This is a genomic window from Ruegeria sp. BHSC029 (genome assembly GCF_059613085.1).
The window spans coordinates 574,586-594,301 of the sequence record NZ_JBXWRU010000004.1; the positions used below are offsets into that span (position 1 = coordinate 574,586).

The window sequence follows — 19,716 nt, forward strand, 5'->3', positions numbered from 1 at the left end:
TGCCTGTCACAGTTTTCAGGCTATTGTCTTGATGCAGATCAAAGCAGCATTGGTTGTGCATGGATCATACAGCAACCAGTCAACGAAAGCTCTATGCGGCACAAGAATCGCCCGGAGCATGGCAAAGGGACGCAATATGTCGAATTACATCAAGCTGATCGCGCTTGGTCTGGTCGTGCTGTTCGCAGCGATCGGATCCAACTATGCGCGGGATTTGGCGTATCAGGTGCACGCGATACTGGTGATGCTCATCGCCGGTGGCCTGTTCATCTGGACGCTGCGAAACACGGATGAGCCGGATATTCTTGTCGATCGTTCGGGTGAGTACATGGATAGCGTGATCCGCTATGGCGTGATCGCAACCGCTTTTTGGGGTGTCGTAGGGTTCTTGGTGGGAACCTTCATCGCGTTCCAGCTGGCCTTTCCGGTGCTGAACTTCGAATGGGCGCAAGGGCTTCTGAACTTTGGCCGGTTGCGCCCGCTGCACACATCAGCGGTCATTTTCGCGTTCGGCGGCAACGCCCTGATCGCCACATCCTTCTATGTCGTGCAGCGCACAAGCGCCGCGCGTCTGTGGGGCGGCAACCTGGCCTGGTTCGTGTTCTGGGGCTATCAGCTGTTCATCGTTCTTGCCGCGACCGGCTATGTGCTGGGCGGGACCCAGTCCAAGGAATATGCCGAGCCTGAATGGTATGTGGACCTGTGGCTGACCATCGTCTGGGTGGCCTATCTGGCCGTTTTCCTAGGGACGATCGTCAAGCGGAAAGAGCCCCACATCTATGTGGCGAACTGGTTCTACCTGGCGTTCATCGTCACCGTCGCGATGCTGCACCTAGTCAACAACATGACCATTCCGGTCAGCATCTGGGGTTCGAAATCTGTCATCGTCTGGTCTGGTGTGCAGGATGCCATGATCCAGTGGTGGTATGGGCACAACGCCGTGGGCTTCTTCCTGACTGCGGGCTTCCTGGGCATGATGTACTACTTCATTCCCAAGCAGGCCGAACGCCCGGTCTTCAGCTACAAACTGTCGATCATCCACTTCTGGGCGCTGATCTTCCTGTATATCTGGGCCGGCCCTCACCACCTGCACTATACCGCGCTGCCTGACTGGGCCTCTACGCTGGGCATGGTGTTCTCGGTCGTGCTGTGGATGCCTTCGTGGGGCGGCATGATCAACGGCCTGATGACCCTGTCGGGCGCTTGGGACAAGCTGCGTACAGACCCGGTCATCCGCATGATGGTCATCTCGGTCGGTTTCTACGGCATGTCCACCTTCGAAGGTCCGATGATGTCGATCCGTGCTGTGAACTCGCTGTCGCACTACACCGACTGGACCATTGGTCACGTGCATTCCGGCGCGCTGGGCTGGAACGGCATGATCACATTTGGTGCGCTGTACTTCCTGGTGCCGGTTCTTTGGAAGCGCGAGCGTCTATACTCGCTGCAGATGGTCAGCTGGCACTTCTGGCTCGCCACCATCGGCATCGTGCTCTACGCCGCGTCGATGTGGGTCACCGGTATCATGGAAGGCCTGATGTGGCGCGAAGTGGATGCCAACGGCTTCCTGGTGAACTCGTTCGCCGACACCGTGGCGGCCAAGTTCCCGATGTATGTGGTGCGTGCGCTGGGCGGTGTTCTGTTCGTCGCTGGTGCGCTGATCATGTGCTACAACCTGTGGATGACTGTCCGGCGGGCCCCGGCCAAAGAGGCCAGCCTGACCGTCGCGGTCCCGGCTGAATAAGGAGGGCCGGAGCAATGGCAATTCTCGACAAACACAAGATCCTCGAGACCAACGCGACCCTCCTGCTGATCTTCAGCTTCCTGGTCGTGACCATCGGTGGCATCGTTCAGATCACCCCGCTGTTCTACCTTGAGAACACAATCGAGAAGGTGGAGGGCATGCGCCCTTACACCCCTCTCGAGATGGCGGGGCGTGAGATCTACATCCGCGAAGGCTGCTATGTCTGCCACAGTCAGATGATCCGCCCGATGCGGGACGAGGTCGAGCGCTATGGCCACTACTCGCTGGCGGCCGAGTCGATGTACGACCACCCGTTCCAGTGGGGGTCCAAACGCACCGGGCCGGATCTGGCCCGTGTGGGTGGCCGCTACTCGGATCAATGGCACGTGGACCATCTGCGTGATCCGCAATCGGTGGTGCCGGAATCCGTGATGCCGAAATACGGCTTCCTGGAAAACCGCAAGATCGACGGCCGGTATATCGGTGACATCATGGCCACCAATGCGGTTTTGGGCACGCCTTACACGGACGAGATGCTGGAAAACGCAGTTGCCGATTTCCGGGCGCAGGCCGATCCGGACAGCGACTATGACGGGCTGCTGGAGCGTTATGGCGAAAACGTCAACGTGCGCAACTTCGATGGTCAGCCGGAACTGACCGAAGCCGATGCGTTGGTTGCATATCTGCAGATGCTGGGAACGCTGGTCGACTTCTCGACCTTCACCCCGGATGCAAGCCGCTAAAGGAGGGTGTGATGGAAGAATACACGATCCTGAGGCAATTCGCGGATAGCTGGATGCTGCTTCTGTTGTTCGCCTTCTTTGTCGGCATCGTCATCTGGGTGTTCCGCCCCGGTGCCAGCAAGGAATACAAGGACACCGCAAACATCCCGTTCCGGCATCAAGACAAACCCGCCACATCCGAGGAGGCGCGGAAATGAGCAAGACACCTGAAAAACAGCCGGGTGATCCCAAGACGACCGGTCACAGCTGGGATGGCATCGAGGAATTCGACAATCCGATGCCGCGTTGGTGGTTGTGGACCTTCTACGCGACCATCTTCTGGGGTGTGATCTACACGATCATGTATCCGGCGTGGCCGCTGGTGCAATCCGCAACCGCCGGTGTGCTTGGCTGGTCCTCGCGTGAGTTGGTGCAGAAGGAGATGGTTTCGTTTGAAGAGGCCAACGCTCCGTGGAACGCCAAGCTGGTCGAGACACCGCTGGATGATATCGCCAAGGATGCCGAGCTGCAGCAATATGCGGTCAACGCCGGTGGCGCCGTGTTCCGCACCTGGTGCGCTCAGTGCCACGGTTCGGGCGCGCAGGGCGCAAAGGGTTTCCCGAACCTTCTGGACGACGCCTGGCTGTGGGGCGGTACCTTGGATGACATCGTCACAACGGTCAGCTACGGCATTCGCAACGAAGAAAGCGACGACGCGCGCTACTCCGAAATGCCGGCATTCGGCGAGATCCTCGAGCCCGAGGAAATCACCCAGGTCGTGCAATATGTGATGTCGCTGACCAACGCCCAAACCGACGATGCTGCGGCGCAGGCGGGCAAGGTTGTCTACGAGGACAACTGCGCGGCCTGTCACGGCGAAGACGGAAAGGGCGATATCGCGCAGGGCGCACCGAACCTGACGGATGCGATCTGGCTGTATGGCGGCGATGAGAAAACGCTGACCGAAACGGTGACCTACAGCCGGTTTGGCGTCATGCCCCCCTGGGACACGCGTCTGACCGAGGCGCAGATCCGCGCCGTGTCGGCCTATGTCCACCAGTTGGGTGGCGGTCAATAAGATCCGAGAACACCTTCGGGCGGCGTGCCGCCCGAAGGCCTAGGTGCCGGCTGTTCCATCTGTTCGCGCGTTTCCTGAACAGCCGGCACCGCATTTTCCGAAAATAGTGCTGACAATGGCCCCGGTCCAGCGCGGGCACGCAATCTGATCCTAAAGGTTGCGCGGATCCAACTCGCGGCTCTTGCTGACCCACCAGTGTCCGGCGGGCAGCCATCTTTTCCTTTTTGGCGCATTCGGTTTGGGCGCGTCGCGCAGCTTGGGTGCGTTCAACCGCGTGGCGGTCATGAAGGAAGCAGCGTAGATGTTCAGCATGGTCTTTCTCCTGATGCGATGAACTCGGGTTCCAGCATCGGCTCTTGACCGGATATTTGCGACTCAATTACCGTGTTCAGATGTAAGCGGAGGTTACATATGGACTGGCTGAACCTTCCGCCACTATCGGCGCTACGGGCTTTCTCTGCTTTTGCTGAGCACAGAAATATCGTCAAAGCTGGCGATGCGTTGAATGTAAGTCATGCCGCCATAAGCCAGCAGTTGCGGGCGCTTGAGGCGCATATGGGCGTGACCCTGTTGGACCGGTCGGGCAAGACTCTGGTCCTGACGTCGGATGGCGAACACCTGGCCCGCAGCGTTCAGCTGGGGTTTGGCGCCATCCATGCGGCGGTCTCGGACTTGGTGCGCGCGGGAGAGGATCGGCCGGTACACGTCTCGCTGACCTCCTCATTTGCTGCTTCATGGCTGATGCCGCGGCTGCCGATTTTCCGGTCGGATCACCCGGGGATCGATCTGACCTTGGATCCGTCACCGGAACTGGTCGATCTGCGCCCCGGCGGGGTGGATGTCGCGATTCGATACGGGGCAGGCGATTGGCCGGGCGTCCGGTCCGAGATGTTGTTGAAAACCCCGATGGTCATCGTTGCCGCGCCCAGTCTCTTAGGGTCCAGATCCGAGTGGTCGCCGGCTGATCTGGCCCGTTTGCCGTGGCTGGAAGAGGTGGGCACGACCGAAGCCAGCACATGGCTGGCACAACATGGGGCGGCCATGGACCCAGGCGCCGGACGGACCAGTCTGCCGGGCAACCTGGTCCTTGAGGGCGTTCGCGCGGGGCAGGGGGTCACGGTGACGGTGCGACATTTCGTCGAACGTGATATCGTGGCCGGAAGACTAGTTGAACTTCATGTCGCACCGGACGCCCGAGGCTACCACATCGTGATGGCGCAAACGCCGCATAGAAAGGCGGTGAAGACGTTCGTCGGGTGGCTGAAACGCCAAGCGAACCAGGTGTGAAAAAAGGTGTCTGCGCGATGCGCTTTTGACCCATGTCAAAGTTGTCCGGTGTATGATCTGGAACAAGTCGCCCGACAAACAGCAAGATCCGGAGCCATGCCGTGAGCGATCACACCCCAGCCCCCAGCCTTTACGCCGCAAGGGAACCGATCTTTCCACGGCGCGTTTCCGGCACGTTTCGGAACCTCAAATGGATCATAATGGCCGTCACGCTTGGCATCTACTATGTGACGCCGTGGATCCGGTGGGATCGGGGGCCCAGCCTTCCGGATCAGGCGGTGCTGCTGGATCTTGCGAACCGCCGCTTTTACTTCTTCTGGATCGAGATCTGGCCACACGAATTCTACTTTGTGGCCGGACTGCTGATCATGGCCGGCTTGGGCCTGTTCCTGTTTACGTCGGCCTTGGGGCGGGTGTGGTGCGGCTATGCCTGCCCACAGACGGTTTGGACCGACCTTTTCATTCTGGTCGAGCGCTGGATCGAAGGCGATCGAAACGCCCGCCTGCGCCTTCATCGTCAGAAGAAGCTGGATTTCCGCAAGGCCCGCCTGCGATTGACCAAATGGGTGGTCTGGTTCCTGATCGGTCTGGCGACCGGCGGGGCCTGGGTGTTCTATTTCGCGGATGCGCCTACCCTGGCGCGGGACCTTGTGACCGGCAACGCTCATCCGATCGCCTATACCACCATGCTGGTTCTGACCGGCACGACCTTTTTCTTCGGCGGGTTCGCGCGCGAGCAGATCTGCATCTATGCCTGTCCGTGGCCGCGAATTCAGGCGGCGATGATGGACGAGGACACGCTGGTGGTTGGCTACCGAGAATGGCGGGGCGAGCCGCGCGGCAAGGGCAAACGGACGGCCGACTCTGAACTGGGCGACTGCATCGATTGCATGGCCTGCGTCAATGTCTGCCCGGTCGGGATCGACATCCGTGATGGCCAACAGCTGGAGTGCATAACCTGCGCGCTGTGCATCGATGCCTGCGACGACATGATGGCCAAGATCGGCAAGCCGCGCGGTCTGATCGACTATATGGCGCTCAGCGACGAAACGCGTGAACGCGCGGGCCAGCCTCCCAAGAACGTGTGGAAGCACATCCTGCGGCCCCGGACGATCATGTATACCGCGCTTTGGTCGCTGGTGGGTTTTGGCCTGCTGTTTGCGTTGTTCATCCGGTCGGATATCGATCTGACGGTGGCGCCGGTGCGCAATCCGACATTCGTGACCATGTCCGACGGGTCGATCCGCAACACCTACGACGTGCGGTTGCGGAACAAGCATGGCGAAGACCGCCTGTTCAAACTGTCTCTGGTCGGTGATCCAAGCCTGCAGGTTCAGATTGAAGGAACGGATTTGGATACGGTAAACGTGACTGCGGACACGGCGCAGTTGACCCGGGTCTACATCGTCGCCGCGAAAGATTCAGCGCCCGCAACGGCGGAAATGACACCGGTCCGGATCTGGGTCGAAGACCTGCAAAGCGGCGAGCGCGCCTACAAGGACACCACGTTCAACGGGCGGGGGAACTGAACCATGGCCGAGCGCAAATTCACCGGAAAGCACGCTCTTGCGGTTTTTGTCGGGGCCTTCGGGGTCATCATCGCCGTCAATCTGGTGCTGGCCTACAAAGCAGTCGCGACATTTCCGGGGCTCGAGGTCAAGAACTCCTACGTTGCCAGTCAGGAGTTCAATGAAAAGCTGCAGGAGCAGCAGTCTCTGGGCTGGGATGCAGACGTGGAAACCAAGGGCGGCCTGTTGATCCTTCGCATCACGGATGCGCAAGGCGTGCCTGTGCGGGTGGCCGAACTGCAGGCCGTGGTCGGCCGCGCAACTCATATGCGCGAGGATTTTTCGCCGGACTTCACCTTTGACGGTGTGGCGTATTCCACCCCGGCGACACTTGGAAAAGGCAACTGGAATGTCCGTATCGTCGCGCGCGATGCGGACGGCGCGGAATTCAGTCGGCGCATTCCGTTGTACATCAAGGGTTAGGCTGATGTCGTCGCAGGTGACATCCGGGACCGCAGCCTGTCCGGGCTGCATCGCGGCTCCGGCGGAACCGGCCAGGCCGGTTCCGGTCGACGTTCAGATCGCGCTGTCACTGCCGGGCATTCATTGCTCGGCCTGTATTGCCAATGTCGAACGTGCGTTGAACGCGCACCCCGGCGTACAGGACGCGCGGGTCAACCTGACGCTCAAGCGCGCTCTGATCAAGGCAGGCCCCGAGGTTCGGGCAACGGACCTGATCCCGGTCCTCGATCGGGCCGGGTACGAGGCGCATGAGCTGGATCCGGGTGCCCTGTCAGCCACGCAATCAGACAAGGCCGGACGAGACCTTTTGATGCGGCTCGCGGTCGCCGGCTTTGCATCGATGAACGTGATGCTGCTGTCAGTGTCCGTCTGGTCCGGCGCCACTGACGCGACGCGCGACATGTTTCACTGGATATCGGCGGCCATCGCCCTCCCGGCCATTGCGTTCTCGGCCCAACCGTTTTTTGCCAACGCGTGGAGCGCGCTGCGTGTTCGCCGCCTGAACATGGACGTGCCGATCGTTCTGGCAATCCTGCTGGCCTTGGTCACTTCGCTTTGGGAAACGGCGCTGAGCGGTGAGCACGCCTATTTCGATGCGGCTTTGACGCTGACGTTCTTTCTGCTGGCGGGGCGCTATCTGGATTACCGCACCCGTGCCGCGGCCCGCTCCGCCGCCGAGGAGCTGACAGCCCTCGAGGTGCCGCGCGCCATCCGTCTTGTTGACGGGGCCGAGCGCGAGGTCGCTGTTGCCGAACTGGCCATCGGTGACCTGATCCTGGTGCGACCAGGGGGGCGGATGCCGGTGGACGGCAAGATCGTGACCGGTGAATCCGAGTTGGACCGGTCGTTGCTGACCGGTGAAACCCTGCCGGTATTTGCCCAGCCGGGAACACAGGTCAGCGCGGGTGAGGTCAACCTGACCGGGCCGCTGACCATTCAGGCAACGGCGGTGGGCGAAGAGACTTCGCTGCACCGCATGGCAGATCTTGTGGCCATCGCGGAATCCGGGCGGTCGCGCTATACGTCCTTGGCGGACAAGGCGGCCAAGCTGTATGCCCCCGGGGTTCATATCCTGTCCGCACTCAGTTTCGTTGGCTGGTACATCTATTCTGGCGATCTGCGCACAGCTCTGAACATCGCCGCCGCTGTGCTGATCATCACCTGCCCCTGTGCGTTGGGGTTGGCGGTTCCTGCGGTCACCACCGCAGCCTCGGGGCGGCTGTTCCGCAAGGGGATGCTGATCAAGGACGCCACCGCGTTGGAGCGGTTGGCCGAGGTCGACACCGTGGTGTTCGACAAGACCGGGACGCTCACGTCAGGCGCGCCTCAACTGGTGAACGGCGGCGAACACACAGGCCGTGAGATCGAGATCGCTCAGGCCTTGGCACAGGCTTCGGCGCATCCGCTGGCGGTCGCCCTGACCCGAGCCGCTCGGGCCGAGGGGTATACCCCGGCCGAGGTTGAAAACGTCACCGAAATTCCCGGTCACGGGACCGAGGGCCAGTTTCAGGGGCAACTCGTGCGGCTGGGCCGAGCCGAATGGGTGGGCGCGACGGAAGGTGATCACACCGCGGCCTGGTTGGCGGTCGGGGACGATCGCCCGGTCGAATTCCGCTTTGCAGACTCATTGCGCCCCGGCGCTTCCGATGCGGTCGCGGCATTGCGTGATGCGGGCAAGGACGTCATCCTCATGTCCGGGGACACGGCCAACGCCGTGAAAGCTCTGGCCGAGAAGCTGGGGATCGAGACCTGGATCGCGCGGGCACTGCCGCAGGACAAGGCGGGACACATTCAGAAGCTGGCAGACCAAGGCCGCCGGGTTTTGATGGTCGGTGACGGGTTGAACGACACAGCCGCGCTGGCGGCGGCCCATGCCTCGATCTCTCCGGCTTCGGCACTGGATGCGGCCCGTGTGGCTTCGGACATCGTTCTGCTAGGCAATGACCTGTCGCCGATCGCCGATGCCTGCCATACTGCTGTCCGGGCGACGCAGCGCATCCGCGAGAATTTTCAGATTGCGACGATCTACAATGTCATCGCGGTGCCTTTGGCCGTTGCCGGCCTTGCGACGCCCTTGATCGCGGCCTTGGCGATGTCCACATCGTCGATTACCGTATCCCTGAACGCTCTGCGCCTGAGGTGATCCTTATGGAAGTTCTGGCCTATCTGATACCGATTTCGCTGCTGTTGGGCGGTGTTGGGCTGGTGGCGTTCATCTACACGGTCCGCAGCAACCAATATGACGACCCCGAAGGCGATGCCCGACGGATTCTGAGCAACGAGTGGGATGATCGCCCCAAGTCCTGACCGGGTGCAATCGTGATGCCGACGGCCCTTGAAATTGCCGCAATGCCCGGCTATGTCCGGCCCATCCGCTAGCAGAGAGACCAAGCCTAATGGCCACCACAAACCCGATCCAGTTCATTCAGCAAGTCCGTGCCGAAGTTGCAAAGGTCGTCTGGCCGACGCGGCGCGAGGTTCTGCTGACCACGGTCATGGTGTTCATCATGGCGGCTCTGACTGCCGTGTTCTTTGCTCTGGTGGATCTGGGCATTCGCGGCGGTCTGCAACTGATCCTGGGTATGTTCAGCTAAAGCCGACTGCCGGGTCCCGTCGGATCGCGCCGAGGTGCGCCCGCTTCGGGCGCCCGACCGGCACTGCCCCCTTGCACAGCAGGCAATGTCAGAGTAGTTGACGCGGGACCTTTCGGGATGGGCGTGCGGCGATTCGGACTGCGCGCCGCTTTTTATTCCGGAACACGCGGCCGGACCGCGACAAAATTTCAATTCAGGTGCGTCCGCCCGACGCGGCGCGCCAAAGGCAAACAAGGACGACAGGTTCATGGCGAAACGGTGGTACTCGGTCAGCGTTCTTTCGAATTTCGAAAAGAAGATCGCAGAGCAGATCCGCACGTCGGTGGCCGAGCACGGCCTTGAGGACGAGATCGACGAGGTTCTGGTTCCCACCGAAGAGGTCATCGAGGTGCGCCGGGGCAAGAAGGTCACGACTGAACGCCGTTTCATGCCCGGCTACGTTCTGGTGCACATGGAAATGTCGGATCAGGGCTATCACCTGATCAACTCGATCAACCGGGTCACCGGTTTCCTGGGTCCGCAGGGCCGCCCGATGCCGATGCGCGACGCCGAGGTGAACCAGATTCTCAACCGTGTTCAGGAAGGTGAAGAAGCACCCAAGCTGATGATCAGCTTCGAGGTTGGCGAGAAGGTCAAAGTCAACGACGGCCCGTTCGAGGATTTCGACGGTATGGTCGAGGGCGTGGACGACGAGAACCAGAAGCTGAAGGTTACCGTCTCGATCTTCGGGCGCGAAACGCCGGTCGAGCTGGACTTTACGCAGGTCACCAAGCAGAGCTGATCTTTGCTGCAGGAACTGATCGTGCAGGAATCGAACGCGCCGCCGTAACAGGCGGCGCAACTGTTTCTGGTGGTTGCCGGTAAGGTTTCGCCACAGCCTTGGCCGCTTGCCCTAACTCCTTGCCTGATGCAAACTTATGCTTGGTACAGGTATGACCGTTGCGCAGCCGGGCTCATGGGCCAGAGGATTTGCGCGCAGTGATGCTTTGGGAGGATTCTGTCATGACATCCAAGGCTGCAGGCCCCACGCCACCCGACAAGCTGGCCCCGCCTCAGCGGACGATCCCTGTGGTCAACACGGTCACCGCCGCCGACATCACCGACTCGCTGAAGGCCGGGTTTTCCGACTTTCTGGCGCGTCCCATAATGAGCGGATTTTTCGGACTGTTCTATGCCGTTTTCGGGTTTCTGCTGGTCTGGAGCCTGGTCTGGCTTGGCAAGATTTGGATGATCATTCCCGCCGTCGTGGGATTTCCGCTGGTCGCCCCTTTCGCCGCTGCAGGCCTCTATGAGATGTCGCGTCGACTTCAGGCCGGAGAGGATTTTGGCTGGTCGGAAATACTGACGGTCATGGCCAATCAGCGTAAGCGGGAAATGGGCTGGATGGCCTTCGTTACGCTGTTCGTTTTCTGGGTATGGATCTATCAGGTTCGGCTTTGGTTGGCGATCATCCTGCAGAATGCCTCGTTTTCGGATTTCGACGGTTTCCTGAACTCCGTGTTCTTTACCCCCCAAGGCTGGGCTTTCCTGGCTGTTGGCACTTGCGTCGGTGCGTTTCTGTCCGCAGTTCTGTTTTCGGTTACTGTTGTTGCCATGCCCTTGCTGCTGGATCGCGACACCGATTTCGTAACGGCCATGCTTACATCGCTCCGTGTTGTCGCCGAAAGCCCTGTGGTCATGCTTGGCTGGGCGGCCATCATCTCGGTCACGATGCTGTTGTCGCTGGTGCCGGCGTTTCTGGGGCTTGTCTTTACGTTGCCGATCCTTGGGCATACCACTTGGCATCTCTACCAGCGCGCCGTTCAGCCGGAGGCGTCTGCCGATCGATAGCGGGGGCGGAGCCTGCATGCCGACGGACGCCGTTGGGAAGGCGGCTTCGCCAGCCATCCGGTTTTCAGTGGCATGCTCTTGCCAACCCATTCGTTCCCCTGTAAACGCCGCCCCTATCGTCTTCGGGCGAGATTCTCTCGTGGGAGATCGCAGGGATCGCGATTCCGGATCGGACCACGCAACATAAAACCGGATGGGACGCGTCCCATTCACGTTGAAAGGAAAACCAAATGGCCAAGAAGCTTGCTGGTACGATGAAGCTGCAGGTTCCTGCAGGTCAGGCGAACCCGTCGCCGCCAGTTGGTCCGGCGCTGGGTCAGCGCGGCATCAACATCATGGAATTCTGCAAGGCGTTCAACGCCAAGACCGCAGACATGGAGCCCGGCGCTCCGTGCCCGACAGTGATCACCTACTATCAGGACAAGTCCTTCACCATGGACATCAAGACGCCGCCCGCGTCTTACTACCTGAAGAAGGCGGCCGGTCTGAAGCCGGTCGGCAAGCGCAACCGCCCCCGTGGCGCGGAGAACCCCGGCCGTGAGACCGTGGCAACCGTGACCACCAAGCAAGTGCGCGAGATCGCCGAAGCCAAAATGAAGGATCTGAACGCCAACGACGTCGAAGGCGCAATGAAGATCATCCTGGGCTCGGCCCGTTCCATGGGCATCGAGGTGAAGTAAGATGGCAAAACTCGGTAAACGTACCCGCGCAGCGCGCGAAGCCGTCGCCGGCAAGGAAAACCTGTCGGTCGAAGAGGCAGTTGCACTGGTCAAGGCCAACGCAACGTCGAAGTTTGACGAAACCATCGAAATCGCCATGAACCTGGGCGTCGACACCCGTCACGCAGACCAGATGGTGCGCGGCGTCGTCGGTCTGCCGAACGGTACCGGCAAGGACATGCGCGTTGCTGTCTTCGCGCGCGGCCCCAAGGCTGAAGAGGCGAAAGAAGCCGGTGCGGACATCGTCGGCGCCGAGGACCTGATGGAAAGCATCCAGGCCGGCAACATCGACTTTGACCGTTGCATCGCAACCCCGGACATGATGCCGATCGTCGGTCGTCTGGGTAAGGTTCTGGGCCCCCGCAACCTGATGCCGAACCCCAAGGTTGGCACCGTGACCATGGACGTGAAAGCGGCCGTGGAAGCAGCCAAGGGCGGTGAAGTTCAGTTCAAGGCGGAAAAAGGTGGTGTCGTACACGCAGGCGTTGGCAAGGCGTCGTTCGACGAAGCCAAGCTGGCGGAAAACGTCCGTGCCTTCATCTCGGCCGTTGCCAAGGCGAAGCCGTCGGGCGCCAAGGGCACCTATATGAAGAAAATCGCGCTGAGCTCGACCATGGGCCCCGGCGTGACCGTGGATGTGGCGCAAGCTTCGGGCGAATAAGCCGACACGTTCTTTCGGAAATTCGAACCCCGGGCGGTCATCCTGCCCGGGGTTTTCTTTTGCTCTCAGATAGCAGGTTCGACTGTGACCTGATTGGGTATTTCGCGCACGCGTGCCTTGTCGGCCTCCAGCCTGAGGTCGCGCTCGGCAACGGTCAATGCCTGGTTCGCAGCCGCGTGGGCCGCGGTTGTCATTGCACCGTCTTGAGTCTGCGTTAGTCGGGTCAGCGCGCTGAGAATGGCCTCGTGGACTTCGACCTTGTCACCGGCATCCCGGGAAATGGCCGCATAAGCGTCACGTAGGAACGTGTCGATCGCGATCTCCGGGGCATGGATTCTCGGGAATTGCGGGTCGGCGGGCTGGGTGGGCCGCGAGCCAAGTGGGAGGAGAACCCGCAGCAACCTCTCGACCATCTGAATTGCAGTCATCGGGTCGTTGATACCCGGTGAGAGCGCGCGCTGCGCGATTTCGGACAGGGTTTGAATGCCAAAGCGGGGGTCTTGATTGAAGCTGCGCTCGGTCCCGATCACGAAGGCTTCCCGGATGGTTTCACCATCCATTTTCCGGGTCGCTCTGGCCAGGGGTTGGCCTTCGGTCACGAACTGCCCCGGCAGCGCCATGATCCAGATCTCGCAGTCGTTCTCTTCGGCGCAGGAATGCAGCATGCCGACATCCACGTGGCGCACGTTCCCTGTCGAACTGGCCCGCACGTCGTGACCGGTTTGCGGAACATCCGCGGCGGCTTGATACGGAATGGCGCCGAGGCACGGCAGTTCTATGGCTCGGGTCATGGTGTCCTTGGCGTTCTTTTCTATCTTGCGCGCCGTTTCGGAGATGCTGCCATAGCTGGGCAATTGGTCGATCCAGAGCAAGAGCGCCAGTGTCACCAAAAAGATCACCACCAAGGTGAACGCAAGCGCAACGGCGATGGACTGCTGGGTATAGACCCCGGTTTCGACAAGGATCAACGATACGAGCGCGAAGATGAATGCGCCGAGAAACGTGGCCAGCACGTTTTGCGAGACACTGTCTTCTTCGATCACCTGCTGGGCGCGCGGAGAGGACTGGTTCGAGGCCCATCGCTGTGCCGCGACCATGATCGACAGAGAAAAGGTCGTCACCGCCAGCATGGACGACGCCAGAATGCCGAGGATCTTTGCCACGGCCTCGGTGCTCAGCCGTTGTGCGAGAAAGTCGGGGACGAAGCCGCCGAGGTAGGTGCCAATCCCCGCGCTGACCACGGCGAGAGCGGCGATCAGGCTGGTACGAACCCATAATTGGCGAGAAATCTGACGAAACAGGAATTGCGGCTTGGAAATGGATTTCAACTTGATCATCCGTTGATCCTGTTCGGGTTTGCGGTCATTGTCTACCGGCTTGGGGTTCGGGCAATTTACCCCTTGGAAACCCCGGCCATCTGCCCTAAAGAGGGCTGCGGAATAAAGCGTGCGATTCGTCGTGCGCTTTATTTCGTTTCGTCCAAGACGGTGGGTGGGTCCTTCCGGCCCCTTAATTCCCTGCCTGAGACGGGTAAGACCAAAGAATTTCGAGGGTCCTGACCCTCGGGCGCATTTTGGCCAATCCCGTAACAACGGACCTGAACGCCGGGGCGCAGCCCTCGGCAAATATGAGCCGGGGTGAAATATCGCCCCTAACTTGGAGAGAACTGTGGATAGAGCCCAGAAAGAGAAAGTGGTCGAGGAACTCGGCCAAATCTTCGAAAGCTCTGGCGTCGTAGTGGTTGCTCACTACGCCGGTCTGACAGTTGCCGAGATGCAGGACCTTCGCGCACGTGCTCGTGACGCGGGCGGCTCCGTGCGTGTTGCCAAGAACAGGCTCGCCAAAATCGCCCTCGACGGTAAGCCATGTGCGAGCATTGCTGACCTGCTGACGGGTATGACTGTTCTGACCTATTCCGAGGACCCCGTGGCAGCAGCCAAGGTGGCCGAGGACTTCGCTAAGGAGAACCAGAAGTTCGAGATCCTTGGCGGTGCAATGGGCGAGAACGCTCTGGACCGGGCTGGTGTCACAGCCGTGTCGAAAATGCCGTCGCGTGAAGAGCTTATTGCTTCGATCGTGGGCTGCATCGGCGCGCCTGCTTCGAACATCGCCGGTGCAATTGGCGCACCTGCAAGCAACATCGCAAGCATCCTTTCCACCATCGAAGAGAAGGCGGAAGCTGCGTAAGCGGTTGGCACTGAATGATCTGCGTGGGGCACATGCCCTGACGTTGGAACACACACTGTAAACGGAAAGAGCTGATACAATGGCTGATCTGAAGAAACTGGCAGAAGAGATCGTTGGTCTGACCCTGCTGGAAGCACAAGAACTGAAAACCATCCTCAAGGACGAGTACGGCATCGAGCCCGCAGCTGGCGGCGCCGTCATGGTCGCAGGCGCAGCTGGCGATGCCGGCGGTGCAGCTGAGGAAGAGAAAACCGAATTCGACGTCGTTCTGAAGAACGCCGGCGCTTCGAAAATCAACGTCATCAAAGAAGTTCGCGGCATCACCGGCCTGGGCCTGAAAGAAGCCAAGGAACTGGTCGAAGCCGGCGGCAAGATCAAAGAAGGCGTGGACAAGGCAGAAGCCGAAGAGATCAAGGGCAAGCTGGAAGCAGCTGGCGCCGAGGTCGAGCTGGCCTAAGCCTGTCTTTCGGTGCATCGCGGATGCGCCGTGGAATTTGGCTGGGCCCGGAGAAATCCGGGTCCAGCCGAACCTGTCTTAGAAAGGGCCTCATGTGCTGGGGCGTTTTCTAAGACGCGGTTCGCGGATCGGGAGGCTACCATTCGGGACGGTGGCCACGAATTGATCCGGACGTGTCGTCTCGTATGTGCAAGGCGCCGGGGCCCGACGGTGTTTTTGCCCGCTGAGAACATCGAAAGGTGACATCTGACATGGCTCAATCGTTCCTTGGCCAGAAACGTCTTCGGAAATACTACGGCAAAATCCGCGAAGTCCTGGAAATGCCGAACCTCATCGAGGTCCAGAAATCCTCCTATGATCTATTCCTGCGCTCTGGCGATGCCGATCAGCCGACCGACGGCGAAGGTATCAACGGCGTGTTCCAATCGGTCTTTCCGATCAAGGATTTCAACGAAACTTCCGTGCTGGAATTCGTGAAATACGAGCTGGAAAAGCCGAAATACGACGTTGAAGAGTGCATGCAGCGTGACATGACCTACAGCGCGCCGCTGAAGGTCACCCTGCGCCTGATCGTGTTTGATGTCGACGAAGACACCGGGGCCAAATCGGTCAAGGACATCAAGGAACAGGACGTGTTCATGGGCGACATGCCCCTGATGACGCCGAACGGCACCTTCATCGTGAACGGCACCGAGCGCGTGATCGTGTCCCAGATGCACCGGTCGCCCGGTGTGTTCTTCGACCACGACAAGGGCAAGACTCACTCCTCGGGCAAGCTGCTGTTTGCCTGCCGCATTATCCCGTACCGCGGCAGCTGGCTGGACTTCGAGTTCGACGCCAAGGACATCGTCTACGCACGCATCGACCGTCGCCGCAAACTGCCGGTGACCACGCTGCTCTATGCCCTGGGCCTGGACCAGGAAGCGATCATGGACGCGTATTACGACACCGTGTCCTACAAGCTGAACAAGAAGAAGGGCTGGGTCACCCCGTTCTTCCCCGAACGTGTGCGCGGCACCCGTCCCACCTATGACCTGATCGACGCAAAAAGCGGAGAAGTGATTGCCGAAGCCGGCAAGAAGGTCACCCCGCGCGCGGTCAAGCAGCTGATCGACGAGGGCAAGGTCACCGACCTACTGGTGCCGTTCGACCACATCGTCGGCAAGTTCGTCGCCAAGGACATCATCAATGAAGAAACCGGTGCGATCTATGTCGAAGCCGGTGATGAACTGACGCTGGAATATGACAAGGATGGCGAGCTGATCGGCGGCACCGTGAAGGAGCTGATCGATGCCGGCATCACCGATATTCCGGTTCTGGACATCGACAACATCAACGTCGGTCCGTACATCCGCAACACCATGGCGCAGGACAAGAACATGGGCCGCGAAAGCGCGCTGATGGACATCTACCGCGTCATGCGTCCGGGCGAGCCGCCCACCGTCGAGGCCGCGTCGGCTCTGTTCGACACTCTGTTCTTCGACAGCGAGCGCTATGATCTGTCGGCCGTTGGCCGCGTGAAGATGAACATGCGCCTGAACCTGGATGCTCCGGACACCCTGCGGACTCTGCGCCGCGAAGACATCGTGGCCTGCATCAAGGCACTGGTCGAGCTTCGTGACGGCAAAGGCGACGTGGACGACATCGACCACCTAGGCAACCGTCGTGTGCGCTCGGTCGGCGAATTGATGGAAAACCAGTACCGCGTCGGCCTGCTGCGCATGGAACGCGCCATCAAAGAGCGCATGTCGTCGGTCGAGATCGACACCGTCATGCCGCAGGACCTGATCAACGCGAAACCGGCGGCGGCCGCCGTGCGTGAATTCTTCGGCAGCTCGCAGCTGTCGCAGTTCATGGACCAGACCAACCCGCTGTCGGAAGTCACCCACAAACGCCGCCTGTCGGCGCTTGGCCCGGGTGGTCTGACGCGCGAGCGTGCGGGTTTTGAGGTGCGCGACGTGCACCCGACCCACTATGGTCGGATGTGCCCGATTGAAACACCTGAAGGTCCGAACATCGGTCTGATCAACTCGCTGGCCACCTTTGCCCGCGTGAACAAGTACGGTTTCATCGAAACCCCCTATCGCGTCGTGAAAGGCGGGCAGGTGACCGATGAGGTTCACTACATGTCCGCGACCGAGGAAATGCGTCACACCGTGGCCCAGGCCAACGCGACGCTGGATACGGATGGCAAGTTCATCAACGATCTGGTCTCGACCCGTCAGGCCGGTGACTACACGCTTGCCCCGCGCGAGAACGTGGACCTGATCGACGTTTCGCCGAAGCAGCTGGTCTCGGTTGCGGCCTCGCTGATCCCGTTCCTTGAAAATGACGACGCCAACCGCGCTCTGATGGGCTCGAACATGCAACGTCAGGCGGTTCCGCTGCTGCGGGCCGAGGCGCCGCTGGTCGGTACCGGGATTGAGGAAAAGGTTGCGATCGACTCGGGTGCTGCGATCCAGGCGAAACGTGCCGGCATCATCGACCAGGTTGATGCCCAGCGTATCGTTATCCGCGCCACCGAAGATCTGGAGCTGGGCGATGCCGGCGTTGACATCTATCGTCTGCGCAAGTTCCAGCGTTCGAACCAGAACACCTGCATCAACCAGCGTCCGCTGATCAAGGTGGGTGACACCGTCCAGAAGGGCGAAGTCATTGCCGATGGTCCGTCGACCGATATGGGTGAACTGGCCTTGGGTAAGAACGTGGTCGTCGCGTTCATGCCGTGGAACGGTTACAACTACGAAGACTCGATCCTGATCTCGGAACGTATCGCGCGTGACGACGTCTTTACCTCGGTCCATATCGAGGAATTCGAAGTCGCCGCCCGTGACACCAAGCTGGGCCCGGAAGAGATCACCCGCGACATCCCGAACGTCGGTGAAGAAGCGCTGCGCAACCTCGACGAGGCGGGCATCGTTTACATCGGTGCGGATGTTGAACCGGGCGATATTCTGGTCGGCAAGATCACTCCGAAGGGCGAAAGCCCGATGACCCCGGAAGAAAAGCTGCTGCGCGCCATCTTCGGTGAAAAAGCATCTGACGTGCGCGATACCTCGCTGCGCGTGAAGCCGGGCGATTACGGTACGGTCGTCGAAGTCCGCGTCTTCAACCGTCACGGCGTCGAGAAAGACGAGCGTGCGCTGCAGATCGAGCGTGAGGAAGTCGAACGTCTGGCCCGTGACCGGGACGACGAACTGGCGATCCTGGACCGCAACATCTATGCGCGTCTCAAGTCGATGATCCTGGGCAAAACCGCCGTCAAGGGGCCGAAAGGCGTCAAGGCGGGCTCGGAGATCACCGAAGAGCTGCTCGAGTCGCTGACCCGCGGTCAGTGGTGGCAGCTGGCGCTGGAAGACGAGAAGGACGCCCAGATCGTCGAGGCTCTGAACGAGCAGTACGAGGTGCAGAAACGCGCCCTGGATGCCCGTTTCGAAGACAAGGTCGAGAAGGTCCGCCGTGGCGACGACCTGCCGCCGGGCGTGATGAAGATGGTCAAGGTCTTCATCGCCGTGAAGCGCAAGCTGCAGCCGGGCGACAAGATGGCCGGCCGTCACGGGAACAAGGGTGTGATCTCGAAGGTCGTGCCGATGGAGGACATGCCGTTCCTTGCGGATGGTACTCCGGTCGACTTCTGTCTGAACCCTCTGGGCGTGCCGTCGCGTATGAACGTCGGTCAGATCCTTGAAACCCACATGGGTTGGGCCGCGCGCGGTCTGGGTCTGAAGATCGACGAGGCGCTGCAGGAATACCGCCGCTCGGGCGACCTGACGCCGGTTCGTGACGCGATGAAACACGCCTATGGCGAGGATGTCTACGAAGAGGGCATCAGCGGCATGGACGAAGATCAGCTGATCGAAGCGGCCAGCAACGTGACCCGCGGTGTTCCGATCGCAACTCCGGTCTTTGACGGCGCCAAAGAGGCCGACGTCAACGACGCGCTGATCCGCGCCGGTTTCTCGGAAAGCGGTCAGTCGATCCTGTTCGACGGCCGCACCGGCGAGCAGTTCGCGCGTCCGGTGACCGTGGGCATCAAGTATCTGCTGAAACTGCACCACCTGGTGGACGACAAGATCCACGCGCGTTCGACCGGGCCGTACAGCCTGGTGACCCAGCAGCCGCTGGGCGGCAAGGCGCAGTTCGGTGGTCAGCGCTTTGGTGAGATGGAGGTCTGGGCTCTGGAAGCTTACGGCGCCGCCTACACCCTGCAGGAGATGCTCACCGTGAAATCGGATGACGTCGCCGGCCGGACCAAGGTCTATGAGTCGATCGTCAAGGGCGAGGATAACTTCGAGGCGGGCGTACCGGAATCGTTCAACGTTCTGGTTAAAGAAGTCCGTGGCCTCGGCCTGAATATGGAACTCCTGGATGCGGAGGTTGAGGAGTAAGGGCGCTGCCCTTTCTCCC

19 protein-coding genes are annotated in these 19,716 nt (G+C 60.5%); 17 read left to right on the top strand and 2 right to left on the bottom strand.

The window, feature by feature from the left end; all coding sequences use genetic code 11:
* Positions 1 to 136: 136 nt before the first annotated feature.
* Genes ccoN through ccoP form a run of 4 tightly spaced genes read left to right on the top strand, consistent with a single transcriptional unit; the run spans position 137 to position 3,544 of the window.
* Entirely contained in the window at positions 137 to 1,744 is a 1,608-nt protein-coding gene (ccoN, locus tag AC2FML_RS12910; protein ID WP_170373003.1) for a cytochrome-c oxidase, cbb3-type subunit I, read from the top strand.
* Between the two features lie 14 nt (positions 1,745 to 1,758).
* On the top strand, positions 1,759 to 2,487 hold the full coding sequence (gene ccoO, locus AC2FML_RS12915) for a cytochrome-c oxidase, cbb3-type subunit II (protein WP_093964330.1): 729 nt from the start codon (positions 1,759 to 1,761) through the stop codon (positions 2,485 to 2,487).
* Between the two features lie 11 nt (positions 2,488 to 2,498).
* Positions 2,499 to 2,684: a cbb3-type cytochrome c oxidase subunit 3 gene (locus tag AC2FML_RS12920; protein WP_093964331.1), complete on the top strand. Its 186-nt coding sequence runs from the start codon at positions 2,499 to 2,501 to the stop codon at positions 2,682 to 2,684.
* Entirely contained in the window at positions 2,681 to 3,544 is an 864-nt protein-coding gene (gene ccoP, locus AC2FML_RS12925) for a cytochrome-c oxidase, cbb3-type subunit III (RefSeq protein WP_170342399.1), read from the top strand. The genes AC2FML_RS12920 and ccoP overlap by 4 nt, the downstream gene beginning before the upstream one ends.
* A gap of 150 nt (positions 3,545 to 3,694) precedes the next feature.
* On the opposite strand, the gene AC2FML_RS12930 is transcribed toward ccoP, so the two are convergent.
* The gene (locus AC2FML_RS12930) at positions 3,695 to 3,856 is read right to left on the bottom strand and encodes a hypothetical protein (RefSeq protein ID WP_170364352.1); all 162 of its coding nucleotides are present in this window, start codon (positions 3,854 to 3,856) and stop codon (positions 3,695 to 3,697) included.
* A gap of 99 nt (positions 3,857 to 3,955) precedes the next feature.
* Here AC2FML_RS12930 and AC2FML_RS12935 point away from each other — a divergent pair, with 99 nt between their 5' ends.
* From AC2FML_RS12935 to rplA, 10 genes are all read left to right on the top strand, one after another.
* Positions 3,956 to 4,831 (top strand): LysR family transcriptional regulator, encoded by an 876-nt coding sequence (locus AC2FML_RS12935; RefSeq protein WP_496783446.1) that lies wholly within the window; start codon positions 3,956 to 3,958, stop codon positions 4,829 to 4,831.
* 101 nt (positions 4,832 to 4,932) lie between these two features.
* Entirely contained in the window at positions 4,933 to 6,360 is a 1,428-nt protein-coding gene (gene ccoG, locus AC2FML_RS12940) for a cytochrome c oxidase accessory protein CcoG (protein WP_496783448.1), read from the top strand.
* Positions 6,361 to 6,363: 3 nt separating this feature from the next.
* Positions 6,364 to 6,822, top strand: coding sequence for a FixH family protein (locus tag AC2FML_RS12945; RefSeq protein WP_170364356.1), 459 nt, complete (start codon positions 6,364 to 6,366; stop codon positions 6,820 to 6,822).
* A gap of 4 nt (positions 6,823 to 6,826) precedes the next feature.
* Positions 6,827 to 9,004, top strand: coding sequence for a heavy metal translocating P-type ATPase (locus AC2FML_RS12950; RefSeq protein ID WP_496783450.1), 2,178 nt, complete (start codon positions 6,827 to 6,829; stop codon positions 9,002 to 9,004).
* A 5-nt stretch (positions 9,005 to 9,009) separates the two neighbouring features.
* On the top strand, positions 9,010 to 9,168 hold the full coding sequence (ccoS, locus tag AC2FML_RS12955) for a cbb3-type cytochrome oxidase assembly protein CcoS (protein WP_093964337.1): 159 nt from the start codon (positions 9,010 to 9,012) through the stop codon (positions 9,166 to 9,168).
* Positions 9,169 to 9,257: 89 nt separating this feature from the next.
* The gene (secE, locus tag AC2FML_RS12960) at positions 9,258 to 9,455 is read left to right on the top strand and encodes a preprotein translocase subunit SecE (RefSeq protein WP_093964338.1); all 198 of its coding nucleotides are present in this window, start codon (positions 9,258 to 9,260) and stop codon (positions 9,453 to 9,455) included.
* Positions 9,456 to 9,702: 247 nt separating this feature from the next.
* Positions 9,703 to 10,236, top strand: a complete 534-nt coding sequence (gene nusG / locus AC2FML_RS12965; protein WP_093964422.1) for a transcription termination/antitermination protein NusG — start codon at positions 9,703 to 9,705, stop codon at positions 10,234 to 10,236.
* 221 nt (positions 10,237 to 10,457) lie between these two features.
* A complete protein-coding gene (locus tag AC2FML_RS12970) occupies positions 10,458 to 11,285 on the top strand; it encodes a DUF2189 domain-containing protein (protein ID WP_496783452.1) in 828 nt (275 codons plus the stop codon).
* 230 nt (positions 11,286 to 11,515) lie between these two features.
* Positions 11,516 to 11,965: a 50S ribosomal protein L11 gene (rplK, locus tag AC2FML_RS12975; protein ID WP_093964340.1), complete on the top strand. Its 450-nt coding sequence runs from the start codon at positions 11,516 to 11,518 to the stop codon at positions 11,963 to 11,965.
* A gap of 1 nt (position 11,966) precedes the next feature.
* Positions 11,967 to 12,665 (top strand): 50S ribosomal protein L1, encoded by a 699-nt coding sequence (rplA, locus tag AC2FML_RS12980; RefSeq protein ID WP_170360931.1) that lies wholly within the window; start codon positions 11,967 to 11,969, stop codon positions 12,663 to 12,665.
* A gap of 65 nt (positions 12,666 to 12,730) precedes the next feature.
* Here rplA and AC2FML_RS12985 read toward each other — a convergent pair whose 3' ends face one another.
* On the bottom strand, positions 12,731 to 14,002 hold the full coding sequence (locus AC2FML_RS12985) for a DUF2254 domain-containing protein (RefSeq protein WP_496783453.1): 1,272 nt from the start codon (positions 14,000 to 14,002) through the stop codon (positions 12,731 to 12,733).
* A 331-nt stretch (positions 14,003 to 14,333) separates the two neighbouring features.
* Here AC2FML_RS12985 and rplJ point away from each other — a divergent pair, with 331 nt between their 5' ends.
* The 3 genes from rplJ (at position 14,334) to rpoB (ending at position 19,697) form a co-directional block, all read left to right on the top strand.
* Positions 14,334 to 14,852, top strand: a complete 519-nt coding sequence (gene rplJ, locus AC2FML_RS12990) for a 50S ribosomal protein L10 (protein ID WP_093964423.1) — start codon at positions 14,334 to 14,336, stop codon at positions 14,850 to 14,852.
* Between the two features lie 79 nt (positions 14,853 to 14,931).
* Positions 14,932 to 15,309, top strand: a complete 378-nt coding sequence (gene rplL / locus AC2FML_RS12995) for a 50S ribosomal protein L7/L12 (RefSeq protein ID WP_093964343.1) — start codon at positions 14,932 to 14,934, stop codon at positions 15,307 to 15,309.
* A gap of 251 nt (positions 15,310 to 15,560) precedes the next feature.
* The gene (rpoB, locus tag AC2FML_RS13000) at positions 15,561 to 19,697 is read left to right on the top strand and encodes a DNA-directed RNA polymerase subunit beta (protein ID WP_170341436.1); all 4,137 of its coding nucleotides are present in this window, start codon (positions 15,561 to 15,563) and stop codon (positions 19,695 to 19,697) included.
* Positions 19,698 to 19,716 lie beyond the last annotated feature (19 nt).